This window comes from Pseudomonas capsici (assembly GCF_017165765.1).
GTDB lineage: Bacteria > Pseudomonadota > Gammaproteobacteria > Pseudomonadales > Pseudomonadaceae > Aquipseudomonas > Aquipseudomonas capsici.
This window is the reverse complement of sequence record NZ_JAFGZD010000014.1, coordinates 17,138-31,960: the sequence shown is the minus strand read 5'-3', so window position 1 is coordinate 31,960 and position 14,823 is coordinate 17,138. Positions and strand designations below refer to the sequence as shown.

General features: G+C 59.8%; 14 protein-coding genes. 6 read left to right on the top strand and 8 right to left on the bottom strand.

From position 1 onward, the window contains the following. Positions 1 to 187: 187 nt before the first annotated feature. The 6 genes from JSY17_RS17550 to JSY17_RS17525 form a co-directional block, all read right to left on the bottom strand. Positions 188 to 400, bottom strand: a complete 213-nt coding sequence (locus JSY17_RS17550; protein WP_117167009.1) for a DUF6124 family protein — start codon at positions 398 to 400, stop codon at positions 188 to 190. A 493-nt stretch (positions 401 to 893) separates the two neighbouring features. Then, on the bottom strand, positions 894 to 1,235 hold the full coding sequence (locus JSY17_RS17545; RefSeq protein WP_232849522.1) for a DUF3509 domain-containing protein: 342 nt from the start codon (positions 1,233 to 1,235) through the stop codon (positions 894 to 896). 691 nt (positions 1,236 to 1,926) lie between these two features. Beyond that, on the bottom strand, positions 1,927 to 2,352 hold the full coding sequence (locus JSY17_RS17540; protein WP_117167010.1) for an HPF/RaiA family ribosome-associated protein: 426 nt from the start codon (positions 2,350 to 2,352) through the stop codon (positions 1,927 to 1,929). Positions 2,353 to 2,582: 230 nt separating this feature from the next. Further along, positions 2,583 to 4,931 (bottom strand): TonB-dependent Fe(3+) dicitrate receptor FecA, encoded by a 2,349-nt coding sequence (gene fecA / locus JSY17_RS17535; protein WP_117167011.1) that lies wholly within the window; start codon positions 4,929 to 4,931, stop codon positions 2,583 to 2,585. Positions 4,932 to 5,133: 202 nt separating this feature from the next. Further along, positions 5,134 to 6,111, bottom strand: coding sequence for a FecR domain-containing protein (locus JSY17_RS17530; RefSeq protein ID WP_206402547.1), 978 nt, complete (start codon positions 6,109 to 6,111; stop codon positions 5,134 to 5,136). Next, positions 6,108 to 6,611: a sigma-70 family RNA polymerase sigma factor gene (locus JSY17_RS17525; protein WP_206402602.1), complete on the bottom strand. Its 504-nt coding sequence runs from the start codon at positions 6,609 to 6,611 to the stop codon at positions 6,108 to 6,110. Before JSY17_RS17525 ends, JSY17_RS17530 begins: the two co-directional genes overlap by 4 nt. 200 nt (positions 6,612 to 6,811) lie before the next feature. On the opposite strand from JSY17_RS17525, the gene JSY17_RS17520 reads away from it, so the two are divergent. Genes JSY17_RS17520 through JSY17_RS17495 form a run of 6 tightly spaced genes read left to right on the top strand, consistent with a single transcriptional unit; the run spans position 6,812 to position 13,087 of the window. Next, the gene (locus JSY17_RS17520; protein ID WP_117186919.1) at positions 6,812 to 7,150 is read left to right on the top strand and encodes a DUF3649 domain-containing protein; all 339 of its coding nucleotides are present in this window, start codon (positions 6,812 to 6,814) and stop codon (positions 7,148 to 7,150) included. Positions 7,151 to 7,170: 20 nt separating this feature from the next. After that, positions 7,171 to 8,718: a PepSY-associated TM helix domain-containing protein gene (locus tag JSY17_RS17515; protein WP_206402601.1), complete on the top strand. Its 1,548-nt coding sequence runs from the start codon at positions 7,171 to 7,173 to the stop codon at positions 8,716 to 8,718. Beyond that, on the top strand, positions 8,718 to 9,050 hold the full coding sequence (locus JSY17_RS17510) for a DUF3325 domain-containing protein (protein WP_206402545.1): 333 nt from the start codon (positions 8,718 to 8,720) through the stop codon (positions 9,048 to 9,050). The genes JSY17_RS17515 and JSY17_RS17510 overlap by 1 nt, the downstream gene beginning before the upstream one ends. Positions 9,051 to 9,059: 9 nt before the next feature. Beyond that, entirely contained in the window at positions 9,060 to 9,656 is a 597-nt protein-coding gene (locus JSY17_RS17505; protein ID WP_117182404.1) for an RNA polymerase sigma factor, read from the top strand. Further along, entirely contained in the window at positions 9,653 to 10,645 is a 993-nt protein-coding gene (locus JSY17_RS17500; RefSeq protein WP_206402544.1) for a FecR family protein, read from the top strand. The genes JSY17_RS17505 and JSY17_RS17500 overlap by 4 nt, the downstream gene beginning before the upstream one ends. Positions 10,646 to 10,705: 60 nt before the next feature. After that, the gene (locus JSY17_RS17495) at positions 10,706 to 13,087 is read left to right on the top strand and encodes a TonB-dependent siderophore receptor (RefSeq protein ID WP_206402543.1); all 2,382 of its coding nucleotides are present in this window, start codon (positions 10,706 to 10,708) and stop codon (positions 13,085 to 13,087) included. Between the two features lie 135 nt (positions 13,088 to 13,222). Here JSY17_RS17495 and JSY17_RS17490 read toward each other — a convergent pair whose 3' ends face one another. Both JSY17_RS17490 and JSY17_RS17485 read right to left on the bottom strand, forming a co-directional pair. Next, positions 13,223 to 13,681 carry an REP-associated tyrosine transposase gene (locus JSY17_RS17490; protein ID WP_206402542.1) on the bottom strand — a complete coding sequence of 153 codons (459 nt, stop codon included), beginning with the start codon at positions 13,679 to 13,681 and terminating at the stop codon, positions 13,223 to 13,225. Positions 13,682 to 13,829: 148 nt separating this feature from the next. Beyond that, complete coding sequence (locus JSY17_RS17485) at positions 13,830 to 14,705, bottom strand: helix-turn-helix domain-containing protein (protein WP_206402541.1); 876 nt, start codon at positions 14,703 to 14,705, stop codon at positions 13,830 to 13,832. Positions 14,706 to 14,823: the final 118 nt, after the last annotated feature.

Below are 14,823 nucleotides of genomic sequence, written 5' to 3'. Positions count from 1 at the left end.
AACTACCAAAGTTTCAGCCAAATGCTCTCGCAAACAGCCGATCAAGCAATTGCAGTCACACAGGAGGAGAAAGAAAAATTGATTGTTCCGTGAGACTGGATAGCAGCCCGTATATCCACAAAATTATGCCATCGGACCGGATAATGCAGAGCATCACCCAATCCGACCCCACACAATTGCAACAGCCTTACCGCACCTCCACCCGCTCCAACGACCGATCCAGCTCACTCCTGGCCATCCCGATCAGATGCACAACAGAAAAAGCCAGATCACGTTTCGGGCCATTGAGGCTGTCGCCGGATTCGTAGGCGGTGGCGGCTGCGCAGCGCAGCAGTTCGGAGATGTGGAGCAGGGATTCTTCGAGCGATGGGGCAGGTGGATCGGGTGTTAACTTTTTCATGGCTAAGTCCTCGTAAGGCCACCTGCCAATCGCTGCTAAACGATGATAGAGGGTGGCGACTTTGACGCGGGTTAGCAGACCGGGAACTTAGCCAAAACCGGCGCACCCGAAGGTGCCCCACGCAAAGCCGCCATAGGCGATACTTTTTGCGTGACTAAGCTCTCAGGCTGCTAAACCCGATCACTGATGTGCAGTGACCGACACAGCCTAGAGAGCCAAAAATGCCCACGCAAGGGGATGGGATTTTCTAGGAAAGTTCGTGCAGATGATAGAGACAGGTCCGTAAGAAACGGCCTGCAAACGAGGGATTTCGTTAGCTGAAGTTACATCGACAGCCAGCATTTTGCGTAGACAGGAGATCATTTGCCGTTCGCAGAGGTTGGTTGCGGGCAAGCGCGCTCATTAAGCTTTTATGAGGCTGTCGCGAGCAAGCTCCCTCCCACGGGATGTGAGGGGGCTTGGCAGGCTGTAGACGCAGCCTGCCAATACCGGTTCAAAACCCCATCGCCCGGTCCGACCGATCCTGTCGATTCGGCTGCCAGTTGCCGCTGGTGAGAATCGGCACCTGGCTGAGGGTTACGCCATCGGTCATGGCGGTGAGGATTTTCAGGGCGCTGTCGCCGCGCTCGATGGCGATGCCGAATTGCACGCTTTCGATGAGGCGGCGCAGGCGTTCGGGGTCGTTGCGTTGCGCGGCGCTGATCAGGCGCTTGGCGACGATGCCCTTTTCGTTCGACAGTGTCAGCATGATGCTGCCATCCAGTCCCTGGATGCTCAGATTCACCCGGTAATCGGGATGGAAGGTATCGGTGATCATCTGAAAAGGATTATCCATATCTTCTACCTGTCTATGTGAACTGCATAAATTGACCGGGTATTAGTCCCTTTAGTTCTCAGTGCCTGACCATTGGCACGTTTCTCTTGCTCGCGATGTACGTCAAGCCAGCCCATCAATGACTCGCCTGACAGTGCATCGCCATCAAGCTATTGCATGGTTCGGGCCATGTCCTGCAAGACAGTGAGCCCGAGCTCGCCGCACGGCTGCTCATCCAGGCGCAGGCACGGTTTCTCTGTGAGCAATGACGCCGCTTTCAGCGAGTTGGATTCCCGGCCTGTGCGAATGCGATGGCCAGGTTTTTTCAGTGTTTGGCCTGCTGCGTCCCGGCGTAGTCGATACACCTTCGATACCCGCATTCGGGGGGCAAAGGCATCTTTTTGAGGGAAGAGAGTGGTTGCCCTGCCGGGTGGTTTTCGGTTGATGTGTGAGGCGTCGAATACATGTCGAGCAACATACTGCGCATGAAGCAGGGATCGTGAGTGCCTGCTCGGGAAGGCATTGGATAGCGGATTTATAATTCGACGGACGGCTGCAAGAGTGCGAAGGGGGCGCGTTGTGAATGCCGGATTGAAGCGGGCAAGGAGGCACGTAATGCTCTTTTGAGGTGCACCCGCTGCCATGAAAGCAGGAAGGGCGGCCTTTTCAGGGCCGCCCTTCGTTATGTGATCAATGCGTCAGGGAGTGGTTATCAAAGCCGAGCGGCTTCCTTTTCCTGTTCTTTCTCGAGAAATTCTTCCTCCAGCAGGGCGTCCGGGCTGACCGAATCCTCATCCTGTTCATGGGGTAGGGGTGCGCCGCCACGTTTGCTGCGCAGTTTGCCCAAAAGATGCTCAAGGGCGTGATCGAGTTTTTCGGCTGCACCATCAACGGCCTGATCGATGGTATCGGCCTTCTGGGTGACGGAAATCGGTTGATGGCCTTTTGGACGGGCCTCTATCTGGCAGCGGATGTCATGCGGACCTGGTTTTTCGCCGTTTTCATCGCTGAGGTGAACTTCGACGCGGGTTACATATTCGTCGTAGCGTTCGAGCGTGCTTTCAATGGTGGTACGAACCCACTCCTCCAGTCGGATACTGCTTTCGATGTGATTATCGCTATTGACCTGGATTTGCATAGTTAATCCTTATTAGGGCTTGCTCGTGTGAGGCTCATTGATCGATTTCTTGCGAGCTCGATTTCGTTTGCGCTCAAGCACAGTGTTGGCGGCAATGAGCCAACAATTCAAGCCCTAAATGGAAGAAATATTTCGCAGCAAAAATATTGTTTGAATGCAATGGATTCTCATCCAGTCTTTCGCGATTGCAGTCGCTCCTGCACGCAGCAGGAGCGCATGAATCTGCCCTCTTAAAACGCGACGGATGTCTGCACATACACCGTGCGCGGTTCGCCCACGTACTTGCCGCGGTTGTTGTCATCGAACGAGCGGGTGAAGTATTCGCGGTTGAAGATGTTCTTCACGCCCACTGCCACGTTCAGGTCAGACATTTTCGGCCCGAAGTCATAGGCGGCGCGGGTGCTGAACAGCATGTAGCCGGGAATCCTGCCGGTGCTGCCGCTGGCGTTTTCTGCCACGGTGTTGGCGTTGTCGGCGAACTGATCGCTCTGGAACGAGCTGTCCAGATTCAGCTTCCATGGACCTTCGGTGTACCTCACACCCAGGGTGCCCTTGTGTCTGGACGAGAAGGGCACGCGATTGCCTTTGTTCGGGCCGTCTTCGCGGATGGTTGCATCCACGAACGCATAGCTGGCGTAAACCTCGTAGGCGTCCAGCGCCGGGCTCAGGTCGCTCAGCGCGTAGTTGATGCTGCTTTCGATACCCTGATGACGGGTTTCGCCGCGAGCGATGATGCGGTTGTCGGTCTGGTTGGTGTCGTACTGGTTGTCGAAGTTGATCAGGAATGCACCGATCTCTGCGCGCAGCACACCGTTGTCGTAACGGGTGCCCAGTTCCCAGGTCCGTGCCTTTTCCGGTTGGACCTCGCCGCCGTTGACGCGGTTGGGCATCTGGCTGTACTGCACGCTGCCGAACGAGCCTTCGGTGTTGGCGTAAAGGTTCCAGGTGTCCGTGACGTGGTAGAGCACGTTCAGGGCCGGCAGAGCCGTGTTGTAATCACCCTGGTATTTGACGTTGGTCTGGTTGTTGGACTGCGCCGTGTCGATCATCTCGTAGCGAATGCCGGGCGTGATGGTCCACTTGCCGATATCGATGCGGTCGTCGATGTAGAACGCCTTGGCATCGGTGTAGCCACGGGTGTCGCGGTCTTGCGTGCTCGACGTGCTGGGCATGATTTGCGAGGCAGTGGTTTCGTTGTAGCGCACTTCATGGCCGGATTCGTTGATGTAGCGATAACCTAGACCGACTTCATGCCAACTCTCGCCCAGTGCGAAGCCTTGGGAGAAACGGGTTTCGAAACCGCGTACCCAGTATTCGCGCGGTGACAGGGTGACGATGTTGCCCTGTTCCAGATAACCGCTGCGCAGGGTCTTGGTGAAGAAGGTGTTGGCGGTGAACACCCGGGCGTCCTGCTCGTAGCGATAGCCGAAGTTGGCCAGGGTACGACGGCCCCAGAACTTGTCTTTCAGGCGCGTCGACTGATACGGGTCGGCATCGTAGTCCGCGACACTCAGGCCGCCGGGCATCTCGGCTTCGCCTTCGTAATACTGCGCCATGGCGTTGAGGCTATTGGCGTCGTCGATCTGGTATTTGCCCTTGAGGATCAAATCGTCGATCTGGGTATCGCTGTGTTCGCGCCAGTCGCTGCCGCGTACGCCGGAATACAGAATCGCGCCGCCCAGGCCATTTTCCGCCGTGCCGCCGAGCAGCAGGTTGCCGGTTTTCTTGAAACCATCCTGGGTGGAAGACGGGCTGATCTCGGTCTGCACCGAGCCTTTCATGGTCGGTTCGTCCGGGATGGCGCGGGTCACGAAGTTGACGATCCCGCCGACGTTCTGCGGACCATAACGCACGGCACCGCCGCCACGTACCACGTCCACGGCATCCATGTTGCCCAGGCTGATCGGCGCAAGCGACAGTTGAGGCTGGCCATAAGGCGCGAACGGCACCGGAATCCCGTCCATCAGCACCGTGGAGCGCGAAGCCAGACGCGGGTTGAGGCCGCGAATGCCGAAGTTCAGCGCCATGTCATGGCTGCCGGTGCCGTTGTTTTCCGGTGCGTTGACACCCGGAATACGGTTGAGCACTTCGCGGGCGCTGGTGGAGCCGTTGCGCTCGAATTCCTCTCGACGAATCACGTCACGGGCACCGGGATGCTCGAAGACGTTGGTCTGCTGCGCTTCACCCAGCCAGTCACCGACAATGGTCGATGCACCCAGCTCCACAGGGCCGCTACCCGCAGTGCTCACCGGTTGCAGGGAAAAACCTTGATTGCCGTCGGCCACTGCCTGCAGGCCAGTGCCTTCCAGCAAGGCGGCCAGGCCTTGCTCGGGTGTGTATTGACCTTCCAGCCCACGGCTTTTCAGGCCGCTGGTCACTTGCGAGCCATAGGAAATCATCACGCCCGCTTCCCGACCGAACTGGTTCAACGCGGTTTCGAGTTCGCTCGGGGCAATGTGATAGGCCTTGGCATCGGCAGCATGTGCCAGCGACAGACCGCCCAACGACAGGCTCGCGCCGAAAATGATATGCCGCAGGGTGCGAACCAGGGGGGAGAGTTGGGGCGATCGGGATGACATGCAGGAGTCCTTTGATCTGGAGGATTAAGAGGTGCTTTCCCTGTCTGTCACGCGAGCGGTTGAAAACGGCTCACCGGATTTGAAAAAAATTGATAAATCACTTTGTTGGAGGCAGCTTGCTGGCGACTTCAGCGTACAGACGCAGAATATCTGCCGGTTTTCAGGCCTTTTTCGCCAGCAAGCTGCCTCCCACGCATTTTGTTCACACCCGCGCCTGAACACTCACCCAATACCGGGTAAAGCGCTGCACGCGAACGGGCAGGGCGACTTCCAGCATGTCGAGGATGCGCTCGCTGTCGGCCAGCGGATAACTGCCGGAAATCAGCAGATTGGCGACCCTGGCATCGCAGTTGAGTCGCCCGCGACGGTAGCGGCTCAGTTCGGCCAGAAAGTCCGTCAGCTTCATGTGCGAAGCGACCAGCATGCCTTCGGCCCAGGCTCCGGTGCTGGCGTCTGTCGGACGCACCGGGTCCCAGGCGTCGCGGCTGAAGGTCACTTGCTGTCTGGCCTGCAACCGCAATGGCGGACCGAGATGATCGACAGGGCTGAGTTCGAGTGAACCGGCCAGCACGGCCAATTGTGTGCGGCCGTCCAGTTGTCGCAGGTTGAAACGGCTGGCCGCAGTCGAAGCATGCACCACGCCTTCGGCGGTCAGCAGGTTCAGTGGGCGTGAGTCGGCAGCCGCTGTCATCAGGATCTCGCCTTGCAGCAGTTTGATGAATCGCTGCTGGGCATCGAAGCGCACATCCAGGGCGCTGGCGGTATTGAGTTGCACTTGCGTGCCGTCGCTCAGCGTCTCCTTGCGTTGCTCGCCGACGCCACTGCGCAGGTCGGCCAGCAGGGGCTGCAAGGCGATCTGTTCACGCAATCCCCAGCCTGCCGCGGAACCTGCGCCCAACAGCAGCAAGAGCTTGAGTGCCTGCCGGCGACCGGTGGAGGACGGTGCATTGAGCGCCGCATGGGCCAATGGCGAAGACAATCCGCTCAGACGCTGGTTGACCCGCTGGATATGCGCCCAGGCGCGCTGGTGTTCGCTATTGCCATTGAGCCACTGCTGCCAGGCTTGCTGACGACGGGAATCCAGGCCGCCTTCCTGCATTTCGATCATCCAGCCCACGGCCTGCCTGGCCACGGCGGGGGAAATGTCTGACTTGTTCAGGGATTCGGCATTCGGGTTCATAGGGCGAAGTAGCAGCGCAGCGCGGCCTTGTTCAGGTGACGCTTGACCGTCGCGATGGAAATCCCCAGTTGCGAGGCGATTTCGCCATGGCTCAGGCCATCGACCTGGGAAAGCAGGAAGGCGCGTTTGACCGCTGCCGGCAGGCCGTCCAGCAATTGGTCCAGTTCCACCAGAGTCTGCAGGATGATCGCCCGGTCTTCCTCGGAAGGTGCCACGCACTCCGGCAATTCGGCCAGGGCCTGGTAATAGACGCGCTCCAGATCCTGGCGTCTGTAGTGATTGCACAGCACCCGCTTGGCGATGGTGGTCAGAAAGGCCCGAGGCTCGATGATCTGGGTTGTGTCGCGGGCCAGTATCACTTTGACGAAGGTGTCCTGGGCCAGATCCGCCGCACTGTGTGGGCAGCCGAGTCGGCGTCGCAGCCAGGTCGTGAGCCAGGAATGATGATCCTGATACAGACCTTCGACGGTATGACTGAGAGCGGGCTGGACGGTGTGCATCGCGTAGAAAAATCCACGGGGACTCATTGAGGGCGTCGATTCTGTCAGACTCTTTTGCATATGAGAATATTTATCATTAATATTGCGCTTTATTCTCGTGCCTGGGTGCGAACTTTCTGCCCGGCGGTCTGGTGACAGGGCCTTTGCCATGCCGACCCACACGTTTTCATTGCCTTTCAAGATCGGGTAAAGGTTCTCGGATGCACGGCTCAGCCCTCAATAGCCCAGCGGTCAAAAAACGTCCTGCGAAAGCCACCGGAGTCTCTGTTTCCTATCGGCTGGCCGTCACTTCCCGTGTGCTGGCGGCAATCTTTGCGGGCTACCTGCTGGCTTCCGTCACCAGCATCTGTGTCGCCCAGTGGCTGCCGGTCCCTCGGGCCGAAGCGGTGATCACCGGCATGATGCTTTCGTTTCTGGTGTATCTGGTGGCTGTGCTCTGGTGCTTTGCCTGTCGCACGGCAATGCAGGCGTGGGTTGGCGTGTTATTGCCCAGCGCAATTCTGGGGGCCGCTTATGCCTGTGGTCGGTGGCTGTCATGAAGGATGGTTTTCGTCAGGCCATGGCCTGGCTGCATACCTGGGTCGGGCTGGTGTTTGGCTGGCTGCTGTTCGCGATTTTCCTGACCGGGACGCTTTCCTACTTCAAGGATGAGATCACCCAATGGATGCAGCCGGAAATCGCTGCCCGTCCTGTGAATGCCGAAGCCAATATCCGGCTGGCGCAGAGTTATCTGCAACAGCATGCGGCGGGTGCCACGCGCTGGTTTATCAATATGCCCGACGAGCGTTCGCCGGGCCTGATGGTGGGCTGGCTGCCTGAAGGCAAGCCCGGTCAGCGCAACAACTTTGTCCGCAAGGTCCTGGACACCCGGACCGGCGCTCCGGTGCAGGCGCGGGAAACACGGGGCGGCGACTTCTTCTACCGCTTCCATTACCAGTTGCAGATGCCGCACCCCTGGGGCCGCTGGCTGGCGACCATTGCGGCGATGGTGATGTTCGTGGCGCTGGTGACCGGCATCATCGTGCACAAGAAGATCTTCAAGGAGTTCTTCACCTTCCGGCCACGCAAGGGCCAGCGTTCCTGGCTGGATGGCCATAACGCCCTGGGTGTGCTGGTGCTGCCGTTTCATTTGATGATTACCTACAGCAGTCTGGTGATCTTCATGTCGATGGTAATGCCTGCCAGCATCCTGACCAGCTACGGCACTGTGCAGGCCTTCTACAACGAAGTGTTCCCCGGCTCGAACATGCCAGGGCCTGATGGCAAGCCTGCCGAGTTGCTGCCGCTCGCTCCGCTTCTGGCCTCGGCCAGCGAGCGCTGGAATGGCGATCAGGTGGGGCGCGTAGTGGTCAACAATCCTGGCGACAGCAATGCTTCGGTGCTGCTGACCCGTGACGACAAAGGCAGCATCACGCCGGATCGCGGCGGTGCGCTGACCTTCCATGGCGTGAGCGGTGTCCTGCAGAACGAAACCCCTCCACGGCCTGTGCCGATGCTGATCTCCAGCGGCATGTATGGCCTGCATGTCGGTCACTTTGCCGGGCCGACCCTTCGCTGGCTGTACTTCGTCTTCGGCGTGGCCGGAACCGCGATGATCGGCACCGGGCTGGTCATGTGGCTCGGCAAGCGCCGTCTCAAGCATGCCAAGGCCAGCGTGCTGCCTTTCGAGTTGCGTCTGGTCGAGGTGTTGAACATCGCCAGCATGTCGGGCCTGATGCTCGCGGTGGCGGCGTTCTTCTGGGCCAATCGGGTTATTCCGGCCGGGCTGGCCGGACGTGCAGGCTGGGAAGTGAATGTGTTCTTTATCGTCTGGGGCCTGTCGGTGCTGCATGCCGTGCTGCGCAGTGGCCAGAGTGCCTGGCGCGAGCAACTGGGGCTGGGGGCGTTGTTGTTTATCGGTTTGCCGGTGCTCGATCTGCTGACCGACGGTCATTACCTGATCGCCGCGTTGCAACAGGGAAGCTGGGTGCTGCCGGCCTTTGACCTGACGGCGCTGGGGACCGGCCTGTTCCTCGGCTGGGCGGCGCTCAAGTTCAGGGCCGAGCATGCCGAAAAGCCTGTGCGCAAGAGCGCTGGCATTGCTGTCAGCCGCCAGGAGGCCAGTTGATGTTGCTGGCGGCGTTGCTCTGTTACATCGGTTTCACGGCCTTGTGCCTGTCCATGTCCCGGCATTACGGCGAGTTGCTGAGCGGTCCATTGACTGCACGGCGCAGTCGTCTGCTCAGGCTCGCGGGCTGGCTGTTTCTGGCGGTTTCTTCGTTCGTTGCAGTCAATGATGCGGGTTGGGGTGTAGGCTTGGCGCAGTGGTTTGCCGTATTGATGGGCAGCGCGGTGCTGCTGGTTTTTCTGATGCCTTTCAAGCCTCGCTGGGTCGTGAAGCTGGCCGGTTTCGGGTTGGTGCTGTGTCCCCTTGCTGCCTTTGATCTGTTGCCCGTTTAAGTGATCGTGATGATGCCTCCTGAACCCGACCTGCCCGATACAGGCCCTGACGCCGAGCCCTTGGCGGCGAAGGGTGGTCGCGCGCATTTTCTGCAGGTGTTTTTGTCCCAGCGCCCCCAGATGGAAGCGCTGGTCAGCCGCCGCGTGGGTTGCCGGGCCACGGCTGCGGATCTGGTGCAGGACCTGTTCGTGCGTTTCTGGCGGCGTCCTCTGGTGCAGGTCGAAGAACTGAGCACTTATCTGCTGCGCTGTGCGGGCAATATCGCCATCGACCATTTGCGCAGCGAAGGCGTACGCAGTCGTATCAGCGAAAGTCTTGAAACGGCGGAGGACGAAAGCAGCAACGACCCCCGCGCCGCACTGGAAGCGAACAACGATCTGCGCCACGTCGAGGCTGCCTTGCGCGGCCTGCCCGAGCGGACTCGACAGATTTTCCTGCTCAACCGCATTCACGGTCGCAAATACGCAGAGATCGCCAAAGCCATGGGGCTTTCCCAAAGCGCTGTGGAAAAACATATGATGCGCGCCTTGCAAGCCTGCAAGGCGAGCCTGGAACAGGACTCGGCAGGCACCGTCCGAACCAGACCAGGAGACGCGCGTCGATGAAAGCGCCGCCCGCCGTGCAGAATGCCACGACCCCGGAAGAAGCCGCACTGGCCTGGTTAAGTGTGTTGCACGATCAACCCGATTACGCCGACCAACTGGCCTTCAGCAAGTGGCTGCAGGCCGACCCGGCCCATGCGCAAGCCTATGGCAAGGCTCAAGTATTGTGGGAGTTGAGCGAAGCGCCGGCGGCCCGGCTTGCCAGTGAAGACGCGGTTGCGCTGTACGCCTTGTTGCGGGCGATGGATGCACCGCCGCCACGGCGCAACCTTCAGCGCTGGTCCGTTGGTCTGGCGATGGCTGCCTGTCTGATGCTGATGATTGCCATGGGCGCTGGCTGGCAGCCGCAACGCTGGGTCGACGATTTCGGCGCGGATTATGTGTCGGCTCCCGGCCAGGTCCGCACCGTGACGCTGGCCGATAATTCCCAGGTCACGCTGGATGCCGACAGTGCCATTGCCGTGAATTTCAGCCGTGGCGAACGGCATGTGCAGCTACGACGCGGTGCGGCGTTCTTCAAGGTCACTCATACCGGCGAGCCTTTCGTGGTCGATGCCCATACCGGCGAAACCCGTGTGCTGGGCACCCAGTTCGAAGTCCGGCTGGAGCCTGAAGGTGCGCAGGTGACGGTGTTGTCCGGCCGTGTAGGGGTCAAGGCGGCAGCGGGGCTTGAGCAACGGATTCTGGAGGCGGGTCAGCAAGTGGCCTATGACCAGAAGACCACTTCGGCCCCCAAAGGCATCGACAGTGAAAGCCTGCTGGCGTGGCGACAGGGCTGGCTGAATTACTACCGCACGCCTCTGGCCGACGTTATCGACGATCTGAGCCGTTATTACCCCGGCCGCATTGTGCTGCTCAACGATCAACTGGCCGCCAGGCGCATCAGCGGCAGTTTCCCCAGCAAGGACCCGCAGGCTGTCCTGAACGCCTTGCAGTCGGTGGTGGGGTTCGAGACTTACAGCATGTTGGACCGGGTCATTGTTCTGCGCTGAGTCGATGGCAGACCGGCAATCTTCCATGGAGCGGATTTCAAGGCGGCGAGGCGCGGGGCAATGAGCGGTTGGCTGGGCAGAACGCTGTTCGTGGCGGTAGGGATCTGTGTTCAGAGCGTTGTGTGTGCCGCGCAACAGAGCTTCGATTTCTCGATCCCGGCCAGACCCTTGCCGCAGGCCCTGAGCGAGTTCAGCCGTGTCACCGGTCTGAGCGTGATTTACACCCAGGACTCACCATATCGCATTGACGCCCCGGCACTCAGTGGACGCTTCAGCGCCGAGCAGGCATTGGGCACCTTGCTGCGCGATTCCGGCCTGACCTGGCGTCGCGCCAGCGAGCAGACATTTACCCTGGAAACCCTGAAGCCCGAAGCGGGCACCCTCAGTCTGGCAGCCACCCACATCGATTCCCGGTCTGGGGAGCGTGGCGCTTATCAACCGCCCTCCAGCAGCTCGGTGCTGCGCTCGTCGGCCCCTTTGCTGGAGACGCCCCAGAGCATCGACATCGTCCCGCAACAGGTGCTGCGCGATCAGGCTCCCCGCAACCTCGATGATGCCTTGAGCAGTATCAGCGGCGTCACGCAGGGCAACACGCTGGGCAGCACTCAGGACACGTTGATGAAGCGCGGGTTTGGCGATAACCGCGACGGTTCGATCATGCGCAACAGCATGCCGGTGGTGCAGGGCCGCAACCTGAATGCCACCGCTGAACGTATCGAAGTGCTCAAGGGGCCGGCGAGCCTGCTCTACGGAATCCAGGACCCCGGCGGGATCATCAACGTGGTGAGCAAACAGCCGCAGTTGCAGGCCGGCAATAGCCTGACGGCCCGTGGCTCCAGCTATGGCTCGGGCAGGAATGGCAGTGGCGTGACGCTGGACAGCACAGGCCCGGTGGGGGACTCGGCGTTGGCCTGGCGGATGATTGTCGATCATCAGGACGAGGATTACTGGCGCAATTTCGGCACCCATCGCGAGTCGCTGGTCGCGCCGTCACTGGCCTGGTATGGCGAAGACACCCAATGGGTCGCGGCTTATGAGCATCGGGAGTTTCTCTATCCTTTCGATCGCGGTACTGCCATCGATCCGGTGACCAACCACCCACTGGACATTCCGGCCACCCGTCGTCTGGACGAGCCGTTCAACAACATGGAAGGGCGCTCGGATCTTTATCGTTTCGAGGCCGATCACGATTTCAATGAGCGCTGGAAAGGGCATCTTGGTTACAGCTACAACCGCGAAACCTACGATGCCAGTCAGGTGCGGGTCACGGCAGTGAATGTCGCCAACGGCACCCTGACCCGCTCCATGGACGGTACATCCGGCGCGCTGGCCACCGACCGCTACACCATCCTGACCCTGGCGGGCGATGTGCAGTGGGCGGGCTTGCGACATGAACTGCTCATGGGGCTGGACGACGAGTACCGCAAGATCTATCGCTCTGATCTGATCCGCCAGCGCAGCCTGACCACCTTCAGTTACCTGAACCCGGTTTACGGGCAGGAAGTGGAAGGCACTGCGGTCAGTGAACCGGACAGCGCCCAGAGCGATATTCTGCGCAGCAACTCGCTGTTCCTGCAGGACTCGATTCACCTGAACGAGCAGTGGATTCTGGTGGCTGGCGCACGCTTCATTACCTTCGATCAGGTGGCGGGCAGAGGGCGACCGTTCAGCGTCAATACCGACACCAACGGCAGCCAGTGGATACCCCGCGCCGGTCTGGTCTATCGCTACACCGATCAGCTGTCGTTTTATGGCAGCTACAGCGAATCCTTCAAACCCAACTCCAGCATCGCGCCGCTGACCGGTGGCTATGTGCTGGATTCGGGGACCTTGCCCGAGCGGGCCAGCTCCTGGGAGCTGGGTGCCAAATGGGATGCGCCGGGGGCCTTCAGCGCAACCGTGGCGCTCTACGATATCCAGAAGCGCAATGTACTGGTGGCCAACTACGATGCGACAACTGCCAGTACCGTCTACAGCTCGGAGGGTGAAGTCCGTTCGCGAGGGCTGGAGCTGGACTTGAGCGGCCAGTTGAGCGAGCGCTGGAGCCTGATCGGTGGCTATGCCTTTACCGATGCCCAGGTGCAGGAAGATCCGTTGCTCAAGGGCAAACGACTGCAGAATGTCGCCCGCCACAGCGGCTCATTGTCGGCAGTTTATGACGTGGGCAGCGTGCTGGGAGGTGACCGCTTGCGGCTGGGTGCTGGCGCGCATTATGTGGGGCAAAGGGCAGGCAACCCGCTCAACGACTTCAGCTTGCCGGCCTACACCGTCGCCGATGCCTTCGCAACTTACGACACCCGTCTGGACGGGCAGAAAGTCAGGTTCCAGCTCAACGTCAAAAACCTCTTCGACCGCACTTACTACACCTCAAGCGTGAACCGCTATTTCGTCTCGATGGGGGATTCACGGCAGATGCAGATATCCACAACGCTGGAGTTCTGACCTGTGGATGGCTGTCGCCAGCAAGCTGCCTCCCATAGTAGGGTGAGTTACTACGGTATTCCCCCGGCGTTGCGCCGATGGTCTGGCGAAAACGTGGGAGGCAGCTTGCTGGCGACAACTGAGATTCAGGCATCGCTAAATCCATGCCGCATCCCAGAGCGAATATTCCCTGATATTGCTGACCAAGCCCGCCCGCTCAGGGTTTGCAACGATGTAGCGTGCAACAGCAAGGATATCTTGCTCCCGGCGTATGGCTCTATCGTGATATCCATCTTGCCAAAGCCGGCCTGTACGCTTGCAGGATTTGTTCAAAGCTATTGCACTTCTGGACTTTACTCTTTGTATGACACGTGGCAATGAGTCTGTACGCAATTCAAACAGCCAGTGCATGTGATCGGGCATTATGACCCAAGCCAGTGAATGGACAAGCTCCATTTCATGGGCGCGTCTTAGTTCATTCACGAGCAGGCGACCGAGAAGCCAATCCTTAAATATCGGTTCTCGGCCGAGCGTGGTCGCAGTCACCAGGTAGAGTTGTCCTTTTCCCGAGACGCGGCCTTTACGCAAGTTTTTTGAATGTGGTTTTTCAGGCATTCCTTTGCCCTTCTCTTGAACAGACAGATGCCGAATCTACTATCCAGAGATCTTTTTCAGGGGACTTATGGTTTAACTGTGTATGTCGAGGTTGTGGCTGTCGCTGTCGCTGTCGCCAGCAAGCTGCCTCCCACAGTCGTATGAGTTACTACGGTTTGAAGGCCTGCCGGTATTCGCCCGGCGTTGCGCCGATGGCCTGGCGAAAACGGTTGCTGAAGTGGCTGGCGCTGGCAAAGCCGCAGGCCAGGGCAATGTCGCTCAGTGGCTGGGCGGTATGGCGCAGGAGGTGGCGGGCATGGGACAAGCGGCGGGCCAGCAGGTATTGATGCGGCGGCAGGCCAAAGCTTTCGCGGAACATGCGGGCGAAGTGGTATTCGGACAGTGCACAGATCCCGGCCAGTTGCCCGAGGCTCAGCGGGTCGGCCAGATGCATTTCGATGAAGTCCACCAACTGACGACGCAGGTGCGGTGCCAGCCCGCCTTTGAGGCGCAAGCTATCACGCAACCCCACCTGACCGAGCAGCGCATGGCTGAGCATTTCATGGGCCAGGCTGCTGGTGAGCAGGCGCTCGGCAGGCTCGGCCCAGTTCATTCGGATCAGCCTTTGAAAACGTGCAGCCTGCTCGGCATCCTCGATAAAGGTGCTTTCCTGTAGCTGCATCTCCCGAGGCTCGCGATCAAGCAGGGTCACGCAACCCAGTGCAAACTGATCCGGGCTGACATACAAATGCGCCAGACGGATCTCGCCATTGATGACCCAGGCCGATTCATGCCCGGCTGGCAGCGTGCAGAGTTTGCCGGGCGCGCCTTTCTGATCCGGCTTGTCGCGGCGGAAGGTGCCGGTGCCGTCAGCGATGTAACACGACAGCGTATGGTGAGTCGGTGCGTGATATTCCTGGGAGTCATGCCGGTTCTGCCACAGTGCAGCGGTCAATCCATCACCCAGCACGGCACTCTGCTCCAGTCGGGCATGGGGCGAGCTGTTCAAGGCCTGAAAGACCTGGATGGATTCGATGGGTGGCATGGCGACTCCTCTAGGTCTTGCATCCTACTCGCGCGCGACAAGGATGCCATCACCTGCACGATCAAATGCGCAAGATTGTGCAAGCGACGTCGAGGGCGCGGCAGCAGACTCAAGGCTC